Annotated in this window: 13 protein-coding genes and 1 tRNA gene; 8 read left to right on the top strand and 6 right to left on the bottom strand. The window is 71.0% G+C overall.

The features are described from left to right. Nucleotides 1-56: 56 nt before the first annotated feature. The 5 genes from ABEB17_RS08380 to ABEB17_RS08360 are packed head-to-tail and all read left to right on the top strand — an operon-like array spanning nucleotide 57 to nucleotide 6760. Entirely contained in the window at nucleotides 57-1172 is a 1116-nt protein-coding gene (locus ABEB17_RS08380) for a LacI family DNA-binding transcriptional regulator (RefSeq protein WP_345716226.1), read from the top strand. Nucleotides 1173-1212: 40 nt separating this feature from the next. Continuing rightward, nucleotides 1213-2883: an ABC transporter substrate-binding protein gene (locus ABEB17_RS08375; RefSeq protein WP_345716225.1), complete on the top strand. Its 1671-nt coding sequence runs from the start codon at nucleotides 1213-1215 to the stop codon at nucleotides 2881-2883. 7 nt (nucleotides 2884-2890) lie between these two features. Next, entirely contained in the window at nucleotides 2891-3883 is a 993-nt protein-coding gene (locus tag ABEB17_RS08370; protein WP_345716224.1) for an ABC transporter permease, read from the top strand. Further along, nucleotides 3883-4839, top strand: a complete 957-nt coding sequence (locus ABEB17_RS08365) for an ABC transporter permease (protein ID WP_345716223.1) — start codon at nucleotides 3883-3885, stop codon at nucleotides 4837-4839. Before ABEB17_RS08370 ends, ABEB17_RS08365 begins: the two co-directional genes overlap by 1 nt. Nucleotides 4840-4843: 4 nt before the next feature. After that, nucleotides 4844-6760 (top strand): ABC transporter ATP-binding protein, encoded by a 1917-nt coding sequence (locus ABEB17_RS08360; protein ID WP_345716222.1) that lies wholly within the window; start codon nucleotides 4844-4846, stop codon nucleotides 6758-6760. Here the strand turns inward: ABEB17_RS08360 and ABEB17_RS08355 are convergent. Then, nucleotides 6704-8224, bottom strand: coding sequence for an alpha-amylase family glycosyl hydrolase (locus tag ABEB17_RS08355; RefSeq protein ID WP_345716221.1), 1521 nt, complete (start codon nucleotides 8222-8224; stop codon nucleotides 6704-6706). The two genes, ABEB17_RS08360 and ABEB17_RS08355, sit on opposite strands and share 57 nt — an antisense overlap. A 109-nt stretch (nucleotides 8225-8333) precedes the next feature. On the opposite strand from ABEB17_RS08355, the gene ABEB17_RS08350 reads away from it, so the two are divergent. Beyond that, nucleotides 8334-10205: a penicillin-binding transpeptidase domain-containing protein gene (locus tag ABEB17_RS08350; RefSeq protein ID WP_345716220.1), complete on the top strand. Its 1872-nt coding sequence runs from the start codon at nucleotides 8334-8336 to the stop codon at nucleotides 10203-10205. A gap of 84 nt (nucleotides 10206-10289) precedes the next feature. Here the strand turns inward: ABEB17_RS08350 and ABEB17_RS08345 are convergent. Continuing rightward, a tRNA-Ser gene (locus ABEB17_RS08345) sits at nucleotides 10290-10379 on the bottom strand. 248 nt (nucleotides 10380-10627) lie between these two features. Between ABEB17_RS08345 and ABEB17_RS08340 the strand changes: the two genes are divergently transcribed. Next, complete coding sequence (locus ABEB17_RS08340) at nucleotides 10628-12166, top strand: LCP family protein (RefSeq protein WP_345716219.1); 1539 nt, start codon at nucleotides 10628-10630, stop codon at nucleotides 12164-12166. 124 nt (nucleotides 12167-12290) lie between these two features. Here ABEB17_RS08340 and ABEB17_RS08335 read toward each other — a convergent pair whose 3' ends face one another. Further along, nucleotides 12291-13925, bottom strand: a complete 1635-nt coding sequence (locus ABEB17_RS08335; RefSeq protein WP_345716218.1) for a long-chain fatty acid--CoA ligase — start codon at nucleotides 13923-13925, stop codon at nucleotides 12291-12293. 98 nt (nucleotides 13926-14023) lie between these two features. On the opposite strand from ABEB17_RS08335, the gene ABEB17_RS08330 reads away from it, so the two are divergent. Then, a complete protein-coding gene (locus tag ABEB17_RS08330; protein ID WP_345716217.1) occupies nucleotides 14024-16186 on the top strand; it encodes a putative bifunctional diguanylate cyclase/phosphodiesterase in 2163 nt (720 codons plus the stop codon). 97 nt (nucleotides 16187-16283) lie between these two features. On the opposite strand, the gene ABEB17_RS08325 is transcribed toward ABEB17_RS08330, so the two are convergent. Genes ABEB17_RS08325 through ABEB17_RS08315 form a run of 3 tightly spaced genes read right to left on the bottom strand, consistent with a single transcriptional unit; the run spans nucleotide 16284 to nucleotide 18877 of the window. Continuing rightward, nucleotides 16284-17516 carry an MFS transporter gene (locus ABEB17_RS08325; protein ID WP_345716216.1) on the bottom strand — a complete coding sequence of 411 codons (1233 nt, stop codon included), beginning with the start codon at nucleotides 17514-17516 and terminating at the stop codon, nucleotides 16284-16286. Continuing rightward, entirely contained in the window at nucleotides 17513-17998 is a 486-nt protein-coding gene (locus ABEB17_RS08320; protein ID WP_345716215.1) for a MarR family winged helix-turn-helix transcriptional regulator, read from the bottom strand. Before ABEB17_RS08320 ends, ABEB17_RS08325 begins: the two co-directional genes overlap by 4 nt. Nucleotides 17999-18040: 42 nt before the next feature. Next, the gene (locus tag ABEB17_RS08315) at nucleotides 18041-18877 is read right to left on the bottom strand and encodes a DNA-3-methyladenine glycosylase family protein (RefSeq protein WP_345716214.1); all 837 of its coding nucleotides are present in this window, start codon (nucleotides 18875-18877) and stop codon (nucleotides 18041-18043) included. Between the last annotated feature and the right edge of the window lie 14 nt (nucleotides 18878-18891).

Below are 18891 nucleotides of genomic sequence, written 5' to 3'. Positions count from 1 at the left end.
CCGGACCACAATCCGCTCGATGGTGAGCGCGATAGCCAGCTCGATGACGAGAGGCGGTGAAACCGTTGGCCCCCAGGCGTTCTCGACGCACCGCCGACGACCCGGCCACCCTCCGTCAGGTCGCTGAGCGGGCGGGCGTGTCCATCGCCACCGTCAGCCGCGTCGTCCGCGGCGTCGACGCCGTGAGCGACGAGACCACGACCCGCGTCCAGGCGGCCGTCCTCGAGCTCGGGTTCCGCCCGAACCTGCGCGGTCGGGCCCTCGCCACTCGCCGGCACCAGGCCGTGGGCGTGGTCTTCCCCGGCCTGGCCGGCCCGTACTACTCCGAGGTCATCGCGGGCTTCGAGGAGGAAGCCGTTGCCTCCCAGCTGTCCGTGCTGATCCTCGGGACGCACCTGCTGGAGCACTCCCGGCGCCTCGTGCTCGACATGGCCGACCGCGTCGACGGCATCGCCGTCATGGGCGGCAGCGTGCCGCAGGACGTCCTGGACGCCCTGACCAAGGCCCGCTGCCCCGTCGTCCAGCTCGCCGGCTCCCCCGGCGCCGCGGTGCCGACCGTGCGGACGGCCGGCGCGGAGCCGGTCCGCCAGCTCACCCGGCACCTGATCGAGGACCACGACTACGACCGGCTGGTCTTCGTCGGCAACCCCACCGGATCCCCGGACGGCGAGGACCGGTGGAACGGCTTCCGTCAGGCACACCGCGATCTCGGTCTCCCGCTGCCGCGCACCCCGCTGCGGGCCGCGCACGACCAGGCCGGTGGTCTGGTTGCCGCGGACGACCTGCTGGGCATGCGCAACCGCCCCCGCGCCGCCGTGTGCGTCAACGACGAGATCGCCATCGGCATGCTGATCACGTTGTTGGGCAGGGGAATCCGCGTGCCGCAGGACGTCGCCCTCACGGGGTTCGACAACCTGCCCGCCGCGGCACTGACTGCTCCTGGCCTCACGTCCGTGAGGCAGCAGATGCGTGAGCTCGGCTCATGCACGGTGCGCATGCTGCGTACCGCCATCGACGGGGGGACCGACCTGCCATCGGAAGTCGAGCTTCCGGCGGAGGTCGTCCTTCGGGCCAGCTGCGGCTGTGCCCCTGACCACCCTGCGGGGGCCACCCGGCCCCGCACGTCCCACCGCGCTCCCTCGCGGCCAAGAAGGGCAACCGCTCGGGCCTAGAAGTCGCCCACCGGATCGCCCGTCTACAAGGAGGTAGACCGTGTCCACCCGACACAAGTCCCGCAGCACCCGACTCACCGCTGCCCTGGCGGTCGCCGCGCTGGTGCCCGCCATCGCAGCCTGCAACCCCGACCAGAACGCGGCGACGACGTCCACGGGCGGCATGATCGCCAACCTCAACGGTGGCGGCTTCGGGGGTGGGGACAACCCGCAGAAGAACTTCAACCCGTACTCGCCGTCCCGGCTGACCACGGACTACACGTACGAGTCGCTGTTCCAGGTGAACAAGTACAACTGCGACGTCACGCCGTGGCTGGCCACCAAGTACGACTACTCCGACCCGACCCACCTGGTCGTCACCACCCGGCCGGGAGTGAAGTGGAGCGACGGGCAAGCCTTCTCGGCGCAGGACGTGGCCTACACGTTCAACCTGCTCAAGCAGCACCCGGAGTTCGACATGGAGGGCGTCTGGCTGACGCCGCTGAAGTCGGTGGAGGCCAGTGGCGACAAGGTCACCTTCACGTTCTCCGAGCCGTCCTCGCCGACCCTGGTCAAGCTGGCGAATACCAAGATCGTGCCGCAGCACATCTGGTCCAAGGTCGCCGACCCGGTCAAGTTCACCAACGAGCAGGCCATCGGCACCGGGCCCTACACGGTCAAGTCGTTCAACGGCCAGCAGCTCCTGCTGGCCCGCAACCCCAACTACTGGCAGGCCGACAAGGTCAAGGTGAACCAGCTGACCTTCAGCTCCAACGGCGGCGGCGGTGACACCGACAAGCTCCGGCTCGCGCGCGGCGACTACGACTTCAACTCGATGTTCGTCGCGGACATCGACAAGACGTTCGTGTCCCGGGACCCCGAGCACAACAAGTACTGGTTCCCGGCCGGCGCCGACATCAGCCTGTACATGAACCTCACCAAGAAGCCCTTCAGCGACGTCGGCTTCCGCAAGGGCATGGCCTACGCGATCGACCGTCAGGAGATCTCGAAGAAGGCCGAGTACGGCTACGTCGAGCCTGCGTCGCAGACGGGCCTGGTGCTGCCCGGGCAGAAGGACTGGCTCTCGCCCAAGTACACCGACGGGGAGGTCTACCCCTTCGACACCGCCAAGGCGAAGCAGGCCTTCACCGACGCCGGCTACACGTACAACGACGCCGGCCAGCTGCTCGACAAGTCCGGCAAGCCGATGCAGTTCACCTTCAAGGTCCAGGCCGGCTACCTCGACTGGGTCTCGGCCGCGCAGATCATCAAGGCGAACCTGGCCAAGGCCGGGATCAAGATCGACGTGCGAACCGCCGCGCCGACGGACGTGGAGAACGACCGCGCGGTGGGCAACTACGAGATGACGTTCGGCGTGCACGGCGGCACCTGCAACATGTACACGAACTTCGACGACCCGCTGGGCAGCGACCGCAGCGCGCCGATCGGCAAGAAGGCCGACGCCAACTTCGTGCGCTGGAACGACGCCAAGACCGATGACCTGCTCGGGCAGCTGAAGGTCGCCACGAAGGAGGCGGACCAGAAGCAGATCGTCCAGCAGCTGCAGGACGTGTTCGTCGACCAGCTGCCGACGATCCCGCTCTGGTACGGCGCCAAGTGGTTCCAGTACCGCACCAAGAACGCCGAGAACTGGCCGAACGAGAAGGACCCGTACGCGGCGCCGGACGACGCCCTGCTCATCATCACCAAGCTGACCCCGCCGAAGGGGTGAGCGAGCCATGGCCTACTTCTCCCGAAGGATCGCGTTCTTCTTCCTCACCCTGTGGGCTGCGATCACCCTCAACTTCCTGATCCCCCGGCTCCAGCCGGGGGATCCGGCGGAGGCGATCGTGCAGAAGCTGGCTGGGCAGAACAAGGCGCCCGACCCTGCCCAGCTGCACGCCATCCAGCTCTACCTGGGCCTGCCGCACGGCAGTCTCATCTCGCAGTACTGGGACTACCTCGGGCGGCTGGCGCACGGTGACCTGGGCATCTCCTACGGCAGCTTTCCCTACAGCGTCAGCCACCTGATCGCGCAGAAGTTCATGTGGACCATCGTGCTGGTCGGGGTCACCCAGATCATCGCGTTCACGTTCGGCACGATCGTCGGCTCCTGGGCGGCGTGGAAGCGCAACGGCAAGTTCGACTCCACCGTCACGCTGACCTCGACGTTCATCGGCACGCTGCCGTTCTTCTGGGTCGCGCTGCTGCTGCTGTACGTCTTCGCCTTCGTGCTCGGCTGGCTGCCGGACAGCGGCGGGTACGGGCAGGGCTTCACGCCCGGCCTGAACTGGGGCTTCCTGTACTCGGCGGGCTACCACAGCATCCTGCCCGCGATGGCGATCCTGGTCACCGCGCCGATCGGCTGGATCATGGGCATGCGCAACACCATGGTCACGGTCCTCGGCGAGGACTACATCCGGCTGGCGCGCGCCAAGGGCCTGCGCCAGCGCACCATCGCCCTGCGCTACGGCGCCCGCAACGCGATCCTGCCGAGCATCACCGGGTTCGCCATCGCGCTGGGCAGCATCCTCGGCGGCATGGTGCTGATCGAGCAGATCTTCGGCTACCCGGGCATGGGCAAGCTGATGTTCGACGCGCTCGGCAACCGCGACTACCCGCTGATCCAGGCGCTGTTCCTGCTGACCACCGTGGGCGTGCTGCTGGCGAACCTGCTGGCCGACATGTTCTACGGGGTCCTGGACCCGCGCGTCCGACGAGGAGCCGCCTGATGGCCACCCAGCAACCGGCAGCCGCCTCGGCCGCCGCCCAGCCCGGAGCCGTCGCCGGCGCCGTCCGGCCCGTTTCCGGCGACGACGAGGCGACGCCGAGGCTGAAGAAGCGACGCGGACCCCTGTGGTTCCAGATCCTGTGGGTCAACGGCAAGACGCGGGCGGGCATCATCATGCTCGGCGTGTTCACCTTCGTGGCCGTCTTCGCGCCCTGGATCGCGCCGTACGACCCGAAGAGCCAGGAGTTCGACCCGTCGCTGCCCGTCAGCGCCGCGCACTGGCTCGGGACGACGTCCCAGGGCCAGGACATCTTCTCCCAGCTGGTCTACGGCGCCAGGACGTCGATGATCGTCGGGCTGCTCGGTGGCCTGCTCGCCACCCTCATCGCCCTGATCGTCGGGATGACCGCGGGCTACCTGCAGGGCTGGGTCGACGAGGGCCTGTCCTTCTTCATCAACCTCGCCCTGGTGATCCCGGTGCTGCCGTTGATGATCGTGCTCGCGGCGTACTCGCCGGTGCGCGGCATCGGTCTGATCGTGTTCATCATCGCCATCACCGGCTGGGCGTGGGGCGCGCGGGTCAAGCGCTCGCAGATCATCACGCTTCGCACCCGGGACTACGTCACCGCCGCCAAGTTCGCCGGCGACGGCACGATGCGGATCATCTTCCGCGAGATCATGCCCAACATGACCTCGCTGGTCGTCGCCGGCTTCATGGGCGCGGCCACGGCAGCGGTGGGCGCCGAGGCCGGTCTGGCCTTCCTGGGCCTGGGCGACCCGAGCACGGTGAGCTGGGGCACGATGCTCTACTTCGCCGAGAACGGGTCCGCGATGCTGACCGGGCAGTGGATCTGGCTGTTCACCCCCGGCATCTGCCTCGCCCTGCTCATCACGTCCCTGACACTCATCAACTTCGGTGTGGACGCACTCAGCAACCCGCACCTGCGAGAGGGGTAAGGCCGTGGCACTGCTCGAGGTCACCAACCTGAGCGTGGACTACGCACCACGCGACGTCGCCGTCGTGCACGCGGTGCGGGACGTCTCGTTCAGCATCGACGAGGGCGAGTTCATCGGCCTGCTCGGTGAGTCCGGCAGCGGCAAGTCCACGCTCGGGACCGCCATCCTGCGGCTCACGGAGCGGCCGGGCGCGATCACCTCCGGGTCGATCGTGTTCGACGGCACCGACATCACCGAGGCCGACGACGTGGCGCTGCAGCCGCTGCGCTGGCAGCAGATGTCGACCGTCTTCCAGAGCAGCATGAACTCGCTCAACCCGGTGATGAAGATCGAGGCGCAGTTCCGCGACGTCATCGAGATGCACACCGACCTGCGCGGCGACGCCGTCACGGAGCGCGCCGCCGAACTGCTCGAGCTCGTCTCGATCGAGCGCCGGTTCCTGCGCTTCTACCCGCACGAGCTCTCGGGCGGGATGAAGCAGCGGGTCGCGATCGCGCTGGCGCTGTGCCTGGACCCGAAGTTGGTCATCCTGGACGAGCCCACCACCGGGCTCGACGTGATCGTGCAGCGCTCGATCCTGGACAACCTGCGCCGCCTGCAGGCCGAGCGCGGCTTCGCCGTCCTCTTCATCAGCCACGACATCGGCACCGTCCTCGAAGCGGCCGACCGCGTCATGGTCATGTACGCCGGGCAGCTCGTGGAGCAGCAGCCCGCCGGCTCGATGCTCCGTGACCCGATGCACCCGTACTCCAAGGGAATGCTGGGGTCCTACGCTGACCCGCGGGCCGAGACGGTGCGCATCACCTACATCCCGGGCCGCCCGCCGAGCCTGACCAGGCCGCCGACCGCGTGCCCGTTCGCGCCGCGGTGCCCGGAGGCGATAGCGCTCTGCCACGAGCAGGACCCCGAGCTGCTACCGCTGGCCGGCGGCGAGGTGGCCTGCCACGTCGCCCAGGCCCAGCGGTCGCCGTCCGCGACCGAGGAGCCGGTGCGCGGCTTCACCGGTCCGGTGTTCGTGAAGTCCGCCGCCGACCTGGTGGACGAGATCGACGAGGACGTCGTCCTCACCGTCGACGACGTCTGCAAGACCTACAGCGCCCGCCGCGGCGGGACGCCGGTCCAGGCCGTCGACCACGTGTCGTTCTCGTTGCGGCGCGGGCGGGTCACGGCCCTGGTCGGGCAGAGCGGCAGCGGCAAGACGACGTTGGCGCGGATGATCACCGCGGTCGAGCGACCGGACTCGGGGGCGGTCACCTTCGGTGAGCAGCGGATCGACAAGCTCGGACGTCGAGCCGCGACCGCCTACCGCCGGCACGTGCAGATGGTCTTCCAGGACCCGTTCTCGGCGCTGAACCCCAACCGCACGTTGGGATACGCGCTCAGCCGGCCGCTGCGCAACTATCGCGGCCTGTCCGGCCAGGAGCTGCGCACCGAGGTGCTGAACCTGCTCGAGACCGTCGGGCTGACGCCGGCCGAGGAGTACGCGGCGAAGCTGCCGCACCAGCTCTCCGGTGGGCAGCGCCAGCGCGTCGTCGTGGCCCGGGCCCTCGCGCCGAACCCGCAGATCATCGTCGCCGACGAGCCGATCTCGATGCTCGACGTGTCGATCCGCGCCGAGGTCCTCGAGCTGCTCGACTCACTGGTGCGCGACCGGGACCTTGCCGTCCTGTACATCACGCACGACCTGCTGAGCGCGCGGATGCTGGCCGACGAGGTGCTGGTGCTGCACGAGGGGCACCTGGTCGAGCAGGGTCCGGCGCTGACCGTCATCCGGGAGGCTCGTGACGACTACACCAGGCAGTTGCTCGAAGCGATCCCCAACCCCTTCAAGGACCTGCCGGACCACTCCGCCAACGGGTCCGGCTCAGCGGAACCAGACGGCGGACCGCGGCGGAAGGACACCGTCACCGAAGGGGCGTGAGGTCAGCAGGACCTCACTCCCCGGCGGCAGGGGCCACCCGCGCTCACCCGTCGTGAGGGCGCAGTGCACCTCGCCTCGACTCAGCTGCAGGACGTCGTCCCGACCCGACCGCTCCGGTACCCAGGTGAGCGATCCCGCGCCGCGCCAGAGACTGCGGCGCAACGAGATCGCCGCCCGCACCAGGTTCAGCCGCGACCCGCCGTCAGCGCGCTGCACCTGCACCGACCGGCTGCCCCAGCTCCCTGGCTGGGGCAGCCAGGGCGGGGTCATCGCGTCGTCCGGACTGAACCCGAACGTCCGCCCGGATCCGCTCCAGGGCAACGGAACGCGCGCGCCGTCCCGACCGAGGTCCTGGCCGCCGCTGCGTCGCACCGTGGGATCCTGGCGCGCCTCGACCGGCAGGTCGACCTCCGGCAGGCCGAGCTCGTCCCCGGCGTAGAGGCAGAACCCGCCGGGGAGGGCGAGAGCGAGCAGCAGCATGGCCGCGTCCGCGCCGTCCGGCCAGCGCGTGGCGGCGCGGGTGCTGTCGTGGCTGCCGACCACCCAGGACGGCAGGTGCTCGCCGTCACTGGCACCCCGCAGGTAGGCGTCGACCAGTGAGCGCAGGGCGGACGCCTCGAAGGGGGTGTAGAGCACCTCGAAGGTGAACGTCGCGTCCATCAGACCCGGGGCGGCGTAACGGCTCACGACCTGCGGTGTCCCCCAGGCCTCGGCGAGCAGCAGGCGCGGTGGCTGGTACTCGTCGAGCACACGACGCCAGCCCCGGTAGATCTCGAGCGTCTCCGCGCGGTCCGAGAAGGGGCTCGGCTCACCCTCGATGGTGTCCGGGTAGTCCGGGTGCTTCGACAGCGCCCCGGCGGCGTCCACCCGCAGACCGTCCGCCCCGCGGTCCAGCCAGAAGCGCACGATCGACTCGTACTCCGCAGTGACGTCCGGGTGGGCCCAGTTGACGTCCGGCTGGGCCGGGTCGAACAGGTGCAGGTACCACTCGCCGTCCGGCAGTCGGGTCCACGCCGGCCCACCGAAGATGGACTGCCAGTCGTTCGGTGGCGCGGCGCCGTCGTCCCGTCCCGGCCGTACGTGGAAGCGGCGGCGTGCCGGTGACCCCGGGGGCGACGCCACCGCCTCGACGAACCAGGGGTGCTCGACCGAGACGTGGTTGGGGACGACGTCCACGACGACCCGCAGACCGCGAGCGTGCGCTCGCGCGACGAGCTCGTCGAAGGCGGCCAGGTCGCCGAACAGCGGGTCGACCGCGCGGTGGTCGCTCACGTCGTAGCCGTGGTCGGCCTGCGGGGACCGGTAGAACGGCGTCAGCCAGAGCGCGTCCACGCCGAGGTCGACGAGGTGGTCCAGGTGCGCGGCGACGCCCGCCAGGTCGCCGACCCCGTCGCCGTTCGCGTCGGCGAACGACCGGACGTACACCTCGTAGAGCAGGCATTCCGTCCACCAGGGCGAAGGCATCCACCCACCTTTCCACGACCTGTCGGTCCGGTGATGTTCAATGTCCCCCATGTCACTCCCGTCCCCTGACCTCGATACCGCACGGCCCGGTAGGCGCCGATGGCCGTGGGTGGCGGCCGCCGTGGTGGTCCTGCTCGTGGTCGTCGGCGGGGGTGGCTACCTGTTCCGCCAGCACCAGCAGCAGGTGGACGACGACGCCGCCCGCGCGCTGGCCACCCGGGTGGCCTCCGCCGTCGCAGCCGGTGACGTGTCCGGCCTGCCGGTCGCCGGCTCCGGCGCCGCCGCCCTGCAGAAGGACACCGCCGCCGCCCTCAAGGGGCTGGGCACCAGCAAGGCGACCGTGACCGTCAAGAGCGAGCAGCGCACCGGCGACACCGCCAGCGCGACGCTCGCCGTGACCCGGACGCTGCCCGGCGGCGTGACCTGGCAGTACGACCTGCCGGTCGCCATGAGCAAGGGCTCGAGCTGGCAGCTCGCGGCTGACTCCCGCCTGGTGCACCCGGACCTCGCCACCGGCGAGACCCTGAAGGTGAGCCGCACGCAGCCGGAGCGGGCCGAGATCACGAGCACCAGCGGCGCGAAGATCGTCGCCATGGGCGATGTGGTCGACGTCGGGGTGCAGCCCAGTCGGGTCACGGGCAGCGTGCCCGCGCTGGCCGCCAAGGTGGCCGGCATCGTCGACGTGGACGGCGGGGCGCTGGCCAAGCGCATCAGCGCCGCGCAGAAGGACGCGTTCGTCGACGTGATCACGCTGCGGCGCAGCGACTACGACGCTGTGCGCTCGAAGCTGCGGCCGCTGCCCGGTGTGGTGTTCCGCGAGCGCAAGCAGCCGCTGGCGCCGTCGCGGGAGTTCGCCCGCGCGCTGCTGGGCACGGTCGGTCCGGTCACGGCCGAGATCGTGCAGCAGGGCAAGGGCCGCTACGCCGCCGGTGACGTCGCGGGGGTCTCGGGCCTGCAGCGCGAGTACGACGAGCAGCTGGGTGGGACGGCAGGCACGACGGTCGAGGCGGTGGGGACCGACGGCAGCGCGCGCTCACTGCTCGAGCAGGACGCCGAGCCGGGCAAGCCCCTGACCCTGACCCTGGACCCCACGGTGCAGATGGCTGCGGACGCGGCGCTGGCCGGGCAGAAGCAGCCGAGCGCGCTGGTCGCGGTCGACGTCAGGACCGGCGCGGTGCTGGCGGTGGCGAACAGCCCGACGAGCGGGTTGGACCGGGCGCTGGTCGGCAAGTACGCGCCGGGGTCGACGTTCAAGGTCGTGACGACGTACTCGCTGCTGGGCGACGGGTTGAAGCCGTCCGACCCCGTGGCCTGCCCGAAGACGGCCACGGTCGGAGGGCGCTCCTTCAAGAACTACGAGAAGGAGGAGTTCGGCACGGTGGACTTCCGGGTGGACTTCGCCAAGTCCTGCAACACGGCCTTCGTGGGCCTGTCGAAGCAGCTCGACGACGGGGACCTCGCCACCGCCGGGCAGGCGCTCGGCATCGGCCAGACGTGGGACCTCGGCACGAACGCCTTCACCGGCAGCATCCCGACGAACACCTCGGACGTCGACAAGGCGGCCGCCGCGTTCGGGCAGGGGCGCACCGAGGTGTCCCCGCTGGCCGTCGCGGTCGCGACCGGCTCGGTCGCCCGAGGCAGCTACCTGCCACCCACCCTGGTGGTGACCGGCAAGGACAAGGCGGCCGCCACCAAGCTGGACGCCGGATCCGTCGCCACCCTGCACTCGCTGATGCGTGACGTCGTCACGAGCGGCACCGGCACGGCGCTGAAGTCCGTGCCGGGCGGCCCGGTGTACGCGAAGACCGGCACCGCGGAGTTCGGCAGCGCCAGCGGTGGCGGGCAGCCGAGGACGCGGGCCTGGATCACCGGCTGGCAGGGCGACATCGCGTTCGCCGTGCTGGTCGAGGAGGGCAAGAGCGGCGGCACGGTGGCCGGTCCGGTCGCGGCGACGTTCCTGACCAACCTCGCGAAGGGCTGACGTCTCGCCACCTGGGCCACCGCCCCGCCTCGCGCCAACCGGCGCGAGGCCCCGGTCCGACGTCATCGGTCCGGGGCCTCGCGGTGGCGGAGGTGGCGGGATTTGAACCCGCGAGAGGTTTTATCCTCAACCCGCTTAGCAGGCGGGCGCACTAGGCCACTATGCGACACCTCCAGGAGGCTCGGACACCGGCTGACCGGGTCCAGAGCCGCTCCAGCCTAGCGGGGCGACCGGCGGACCTCCAAAATGCCCCGCCTTCACAACTTCTCCACCAGACCTCGCCACGGTCATGACTCGGCGTCCCGCTCCAGCGGCGCGGAGGTGGTGAAATAGACGAGCACGTTTGCGCCTGGCTCCCGCCGGCGACGGCGTGAACCCCTGCCCGCCACCCGACCGTCCCACGCCAGGAGCACGAACCGCCCATGCCGACCTCGCCGAACCCGAAGCACCGCGGTGCCAAGACGCGGCACGCGAGCGCCCGTCAGCGTGGTCGGCACGCCAGCAGCTACGGCGACGGGTTCGGCCGGTTCGCCGGGATCACCACGTTGGCCCTGCTGCCTGGCGCCGGGCTGGTCGCGACCGGACGGCGCAAGGTCGGCTTCCTCCTGCTGCTGCTCGCCGCCGTGGTGCTCGCCTCGCTCGCGGTGATCGCGGTCTCCGGCGGCGTGGTCAACCGGGTCCTCACCGTGGCCGTCAGCCCTGGCCGTCTGCTCGCCCTCGCCGGGCTGGCCCTGGCCATCGGCGCCATCTGGTGCCTGACGATCATGGCGACCGCGTGGCGGGCCCGTCCCGAGCGGCCGTCGCCGTTCCAGGGCATCGTCGGCTTCGTTCTCGTCTTCGCGCTGTGCATGATCGTCGCCGCACCAAGTGCCAAGGGCGCGCAGCTCGCGATGGTGCAGCGCGACCTGGTCACCACGGTCTTCTCCGACTCGAGTGCGGCCCCCTCCGCCGCGGGGGCCGCCAAGCCGAAGTCCAAGGCCAAGGACCCGTGGAAGAACATCCCGCGGGTCAACCTGCTGCTGCTGGGCTCCGACTCCGGGGCCGACCGCACCGGCGTCCGCACGGACTCGATGATGGTCGTGAGCATCAACACCAAGACCGGTGACGCGACGCTGGTCGGCCTGCCGCGCAGCCTGCAGAACGCGCCGTTCCCGGAGTCCAACCCGCTGCACGCCTACTGGCCCAACGGCTTCAACTGCGGCAGCGAGTGCCTGCTCAACGCGGTCTGGAACCAGGCCGCCGTCCAGCACAAGGACCTGTTCAAGGGCAACAACAACCCCGGGCTGACCTCGACCCGCGACGTGATCAGCGAGATCACCGGCCTGCGGATCGACAACTACGTGACCATCGACATGGCCGGTTTCCAGGGCCTCGTCAACGCGATGGGCGGCGTCGACGTCACCGTGCACCAGCGACTGCCGATCGGCGGCGGCGAGGTGAGCGCCACCAACCACACCCAGCGAGCGATCACCGGGTGGATCGAGCCCGGCAAGCAGCACCTCAGCGGGTACAAGGCCATGTGGTTCGCCCGGTCCCGGCACAGCACGGACGACTACGACCGCATGCGCCGCCAGCGCTGCCTGGTCGGCGACCTCGTGGACCAGGTCAACCCGGTGCGCATGCTCGGCAAGTACGCCGACCTGGCCGATGTCTTCAAGCACAACCTGACGACCGACATCAAGCAGGACCAGCTGCAGGCGTGGGTGGTGCTCGCTCAGCGGATGAAGAAGGGCGAGATCAACTCGTTGCCGCTGACGAGCAAGGTCATCAGCACCGTGCACCCGGACTTCCCGGCGATCCGCGAGTACGTGCAGACCGCGCTGAACCCGAAGAAGCCGAGCGCCCCGGCGTCGACGTCCACCCCGACGTCCACCAAGACGAGCACGAAGACGAGCACCCCGACGCCCAGTCTCGGTTCCACGGACAGCAAGGACGCCCAGGACCTCGCCGAGGTCTGCTAGCTCCTCCCCGCCCGCACCCCCCGCTCCCGCGGTGATCATGCACGTTCACCCCGGCAACCTGCTCCGCGTCGGGCGAACGTGCATGATCACGGCGGGGGTGGGGTAGGTGGCACGGCGGGGGCGCTCAGAGCGTGCGGACCTCGAGCTCACCCTCGGCGTAGGACTTCCGCAGGACCTTCTTGTCGAACTTGCCGACGCTGGTCTTGGGCACCTCGGCGATGAACGCCCACCGCTCGGGTAGCTGCCACTTGGCGACGTGCTGGGACAGGTGGTCGCGCAGCTCCTCGGCGGAGACCTCCTCGCCCTCGGCGACGACGATGGTGGCCAGCGGCCGCTCACCCCACCGCTCGTCCGGGACGCCGACCACGCTGGCCTCGCGGACCTTCGGGTGCGCCATCAGCGCGTTCTCCAGGTCGACCGACGAGATCCACTCGCCGCCGGACTTGATGACGTCCTTGGCGCGGTCGGTCAGCCGGAGGAACCCGTCGTGGGTCAGCGAGCCGACGTCCCCGGTGCGCAGCCAGCCGCCGTCGAACTTCTCCGGGTCGTCGTCCAGGTAGTAGGAGCCGGTGATCCACGGCCCGCGGACCTCCAGCTCACCGACCTGCTCGCCGTCCCAGCCCATGCTCGATCCGTCGGGCCCGACGAGGCGGCCCTGCACCAGCGGCGACAGCCGGCCCTGGGACTGCCGGTACGCCCAGCGCGCCTCGCCCTCGGCCTCGACCGGCGGCACGGCCACCGACCCGAGCGGCGACATCTCGGTCATCCCCCAGGCGTGCACGACGTCCACGCCGTACCGCTCCTCGAAGGCCTTCATCAGCGCCGGCGGGCACGCGGACCCGCCGACGATGCAGGACTTCAGGGACGAGACGTCGACGTCCGGGTGGGCGTCCAGGTAGACCAGCAGGTCGCTCCAGATCGTGGGGACAGCGGCGCTGTGCGTCACGCCGAGCGACTGGATCATGGTGGCGAGCGGCTCGGCCTGCAGGAAGCGGTCCGGCATCACCAGGTTGGCGCCGGACATCATCGCGCCGTACGGGATGCCCCAGGCGTTCGCGTGGAACAGGGGCACGATCGACAGCAGCCGCTGGCCCTGGGCCATCGCCATCGCGCTGCCCATGCAGACCTGCATCGCGTGCAGGTAGTTGGAGCGGTGGCTGTAGACGACGCCCTTGGGGTTGCCGGTGGTGCCGGAGGTGTAGCACATGGCCGCGCCGAGGTCCTCGTCCAGCTCGGGCCACTCGAAGGTGTCCGGCTGGGCGTCGAGCAGCTCGCGGTAGTCGTGGACGGCCTTGCCGTCGGCGCCGAGCGCCTCGCGGACCTCGTCGGGCACCGGACCGTTCACGACCACGTGCTGGATGGTCTTCAGGTGCGGCAGCAGCTTGCTGAACGGCGCCGCGAGCGAGTTGTCGACGACGACCACGAAGTCCTCGGCGTGGTTCGCGACGTACACGAGCTGCTCGGGGAAGAGCCGGATGTTCAGCGCGTGCAGCACCGCCCCGATGCTCGGCGCGGTCAGGTAGAGCTCGAGGTGCTCCTCGTTGTTCCACATGAAGGTCGCGACGCGCTGGTCGGCGTCCACCCCGAGCGAGCGCAGGGCGTTGGCGAGTCGTGCGCAGTCGCGCCCCACGTCCGCGTAGCTCGAGCGCCGCGGCTCGCCGCCCGTCCAGGTCACGACCTCGGACGTCGCGTGCACGGTCGTGCCGTAGTTCAGGATCTGCGAGATGAGCAGGGGGACGGCCTGCATCGTGCTCTTCATGGGGGGACTCTGCCATGTCGTCCCGTCGAACGCGAGGGTTGCTTCCGGCTCCTCGCGTTTCGGTTCAGATGGCCGCCGCGGATGCCGATCAGAAGGGCGTGACCGCTCTGCCCCCTGCCCCCGCGCGCCGTGGCGATCTGCCACGCCCGCGGACGGCAGACCGGCGCCGCGACACCCGAGACCACGACCTCGCGCCGTCCGCCTGGGACGCCGGAGTCACCGACCTGCTGCGTGAGGGACTCGTCCTGCACGGCGCCGACGGCCGCATCGAGCGCGCCAACCACGCCGCCGCCGAGCTCCTCGGACGCACCGACCTGGTCGGGCTGGACGGCCTGCAGGTGTGGGGCGCCACCCTCGGGCCGCAGGGCCGACCCGTCACCGACGCCGAGAACCCGCTGCGCGTCGCGCTGGTCACCGGGCTCGTCTCCGAGCGCATCGTCGGGGTGCCCGGTTCGGGCGGCACCGTCAGCTGGCTGACCGTCCGGGCCACGCCCATGTCGGCGGACGGCGAAGACTCCGCCGCGGACGACGTCCGGGCGCCCGACGCCATCGCCGTGACGATCAGCAGACCCGACGCGGACGCCGACGTCGCCGCCCGCCGGGACCGCGACCACCTGCTCAGCGTCGCCCAGCGGATGGCCCGGCTGTCCGTGTGGCGCTACCAGCTCGGCGACACCGGGGTTCAGTGGCTCGACGGTGACGGCCGCGGCATGGGCATCGCCGGCGAGCAGAAGACCATGCAGGACTACCTCGACGGCATCCACCCCGAGGACCGCCCGGCCCACGACCAGATGCTCGGCGCGCTGTTCGCCGGGCAGGAGACCGCCGAGGTCGACATCCGGTACCGGTGGGAGGACGGCTGGCGGCACTGGCACATGTGGGCCGAGTCCGTCGTCGACGCCGACGGCACCGTGACCGGCCTGTGGGGGACCACCCAGGAGGTCACCGACCGGCGCGAGGCCGAGGCCGCCGTCCGCCGCCTGACGATGACCGACTCCCTCACCGAGCTGGCCAACCGGGCCCAGGCCGAGGAGCTGCTGCACGAGGCGCTGTCGCGCCGGGCAGGGCACGAGGGGGGCGGCCTGCTGCTGGTGGACGTCGACCGGTTCCACGCGGTCAACGACCGCTACGGCCACCCCGTCGGGGACGCGCTGCTGGTCGAGCTCGGACGGCGGCTCGCCGCCGTCGACCTGCCCGGCTGCACGGCCGCCCGGCTGGGCGGCAACGAGTTCGGCCTCGTCCTGGAGCGGACGACGGCCGGCGAGGCCGAGCGGCTCGCGTACCGGCTGCACCGCGAGCTGACCGAGCCGTACCGGTTGTCCGGGGCAGACCAGCCGGTGGTCGCCAGCATCAGCATCGGGGTCACGGTCGTCGATGAGACCTCACCCGTGAGCTCGTCCGAGCTGTACCGCCAGGCTGAGCTGTCCGCCGCCGCCGCGAAGGGGGCCGGTGGCGACCGGGTCGTGGTGTTCGACGCCGAGCTGCGTTCGCGCACGGTGACCCGGCAGGACATGGAGAGCCGGCTGCGCACCGCCCTGGCCGACAACACCGTGCTGCCCGTCTACCAGCCGATCATCAAGCTCGGCGCCACCGTCGGCGACGACCGGGTGCGGGGCTGCGAGGCGCTGGCCCGGATGACGGTCGACGGCATGACCATCCCGCCGTTGGAGTTCGTGCCGGTCGCGGAGGCCACCGGGTTGATCGTCGACCTCGACGTCGCGGTGTTCACGCACGCCGTCGAGCAGGTGCTGCGGCAGCCGCTGGTGCCGGACATCAACATCGCGGTCAACCTCTCTCCGCTGTCGCTGCAGGTCGCCGGCCTGGCCGACCGGATCTCCGCCGTGCTCGGCCGCAACGGCGCGAGCCAGCTGCGGTTCGAGATCACCGAGGGGTCGCTCGCCGAGCCGACGCCCACCCTGGTCGAGAACCTGCGCGGGCTGCGCGAGCTCGGCGGCCGGATCGGGCTCGACGACTTCGGGACCGGCTACTCGGCGCTCAGCTACCTGCGCCGGTTCGACCTCGACTTCATGAAGATCGACCGGTCGTTCGTGGCCGACGTGTGCCGGGACCGGCGCTCCGCCGCCGTGGTGCGCGCCGTCATCGAGCTCGCCCACGCGCACGACCTGTTCGTGATCGCGGAGGGCGTGGAGACCGCGGACCAGCTCGAGGCGCTGCGGGCGATGCAGTGCGACCTCGTGCAGGGCTTCCACCTCGGACGGCCGATGACCGTCGCCGACCTCGCCGCCCGCATCACCCCCTGACCATCCCTGCGCCGCCCCCATCGCAGATGTCCCGACATCCGGGCTCAAAGGGGCTTCTTTGAACCGGATGTCGGGACATCTGCGGGGCGGGCGGGGGTCAGGCGTCGGCGGCGACCAGGACGCGGGCCTCGTCGACGCTGTGCGCCGCGGGCTCGTGGTCGTCCACGTGGGCCAGCACCCGACGTCCGGACAGCAGGACGACGACCGCGAGCGCCGTCGCGCCCGCGCCGACCCAGAACGGCACGTGCACGTTGACCTCCTCGCCGAGCTTGCCGGCGAGGTACGGCGCGATGGCGCCGCCACCGAAGCGGACGAAGCTGTACGCCGCGCTGGCGGTGCCGCGCTCGACGGGGGCGGCGAGCATGACGGCCTCAGTGACCAGCGTGTTGTTGATGCCCAGGAAGACCCCGGCGACGACGACGCAGACCACGAGCACCGACTTGTCGTCGGTGTAGACGGCCATGACGGCGAGGTCGACGGCGAAGGCGGTCAGGGCGGCGGCGACCACGGGCAGCGTGCCGAACCGGCGCTGCAGCCGCGGCGCGACGAACACGGACGCGACCGCCAGGCAGACGCCCCAGCCAAAGAAGATGAGGCCGATCTGGTGGGCGCCCATCGCGAGCGGGAAGGGCGTGAAGGCGAGCAGCGTGAAGAAGCCGAAGTTGTAGAGCAGCGCGGTGATGGCCATGGTCAGCAGGCTGCGGTGGCGCAGGGCGCGGAACGGGTCGAGCAGGCTGGTGGTGCGCTCGGGGCGCGGCAGCTTCGGCAGGAAGATCGCGATCGCCACGAAGGCGACGGCCATCAGCGCGGAGACGCCGTAGAACGGGCCGCGCCACGAGATGTCGCCGAGGAACCCGCCGAGCAGCGGGCCGGCGGCGATGCCGATGCCGAGCGCGGCCTCGTACAGGATGATGGCGCTGGCGACCCCGCCGCTGGCGGCACCGACGATGGTGGCCAGCGCGGTCGCGATGAAGAGCGCGTTGCCGAGCCCCCAGCCACCGCGGAAGCCGACGATCTGGCCGATGGTGTCGCTCGACCCGGCGAGGGCGGCGAACACGACGATGATCGCCAGTCCGGCCAGCAGCACGCGCTTGGCGCCGAACCGGCTCGACAGCCACCCCGTGATCAGCATCGCCACGCCGGTCACCGCCATGTAGCTGGTGAACAGGAGCGACACCTGGGAGGGCGACGCGTCCAGCTGCTCCGCGATGGGCTTGAGGATCGGGTCGACCAACCCGATGCCCATGAACGCGATGACGCAGGCGAACGCGACAGCCCAGACGGCGCGGGGCTGGTGCAGGATCGAGGACTGGGTGGAGCCGGTGGTCATACGGATTCCTCCTGGTGGGGCTGGTGGTCGAGCAGGGTGGTGAGCGCCTGGACGCCGCGGGCCAGCGCCCGCTGGTCGGCGGCGCTGAGGGCGGCCAGCCGGGGAGCGAGGGCGTCGGCGGCGGCCTGCCGGAACTCGGTGATGGCCGCGCGTCCGGCTTCGGTGATGGCGATCCGGACGGCGCGAGCGTCGGTCGGGTCGGCGGTGCGCTGGACCCAGCCGCGCTCCTCGAGCTTCTGGACGAGCGTCGTCGCGGTGGGTTGCGAGATCCGGTCGGCGGCAGCGAGGTCGCTGATCCGGGGCTCCCCGAGCTCGTTGACGACGCTCAGGGTCCGGGCCAGGGCGCGCGGCACCGGGGACGCGCTCTGCCGGGCGGCGAGCCGCACCAGTCGGGCGCTGCTGGCGACGAGCTGGAAGGCCAGCTCGCGCTCGTCCGGGGTGCCGAAGGAACCGCTGTGGGTCCCACTGGTCGAGGTGTCCATCCCAGCAGTTTACATAGGAACCCTAAGTAAATCTAGCCGGGGTCACAGGTGCAGGTACTCCGCCCACAGGTGCATGAGTGCGGTCGAGCGGAACGGGCGCCAGGTCTCGCCGACCGCGGCCACCTGAGCGGAGCCTCGCACACCCAGCGCCTCCAGCGCTCGTCGCACGGCCAGATCGGTGACCATCAGCACGTCCGGATCACGCCGGACCCGCAGGTCCAGGTAGTCCGCGGTCCACGGTCCGATGCCCGGCAGGGCGAGCAGCTCAGCCCGGCTCGGCGCGCCCCCGCCCGGCTCGCGATCGGCGAACGCCCACCCCGCCGCCACCACCGCCCGAGCCCGGGCGCGCGGCATCGCCAGCGCCTCGCCGTCCGGGTCGAGCGCGGCCACCGTGCGCGCCAACGGGAACGTGTGCGTCACGTCCGGATACAGCTGCAGGGCCGGCGGCAGCGCCGTGCCGGCCGCCCGCACCAGCCGGGCCGTCACGGTGCGCGCCCCGGACACCGAGATCTGCTGACCGATGATCGTGCGCACCAGCGTCTCGAAGGCGTCCAGCTCCGCGGGGACGCGCAGCCCCGGCCGGCGGGCCACCAACGGGGCCAGCACGGGGTCGGCGCCCAGGTGCGCCTCGGCGGCGGCGACGTCCCGGTCCAGGTCGAGCAGGCGCACGAGCCGGGCGACGGCCACCGGCTCGTCGGCGGGGTCGCTCAGGCGCAGTCGGACGTCGTAACCGCGATCGGCCGCGGACACCTGCAGGACGCCGGGGCCGTGCGGCAGGTGCAGGGACGACGTCCAGACCGTGCCGTCCCAGGCCTCGACGCCCGGCACCGCGTGGGCGCCGACGAAGGCCAGCAGGCGAGGCGAGTCGTGTCGGCCCATCGGCGTCAGGCGCA

Origin of the sequence: Angustibacter luteus (assembly GCF_039541115.1) — a bacterium.
Classification (GTDB): domain Bacteria; phylum Actinomycetota; class Actinomycetes; order Actinomycetales; family Angustibacteraceae; genus Angustibacter; species Angustibacter luteus.
This window is presented reverse-complemented; position numbering and strand designations above follow the sequence as displayed.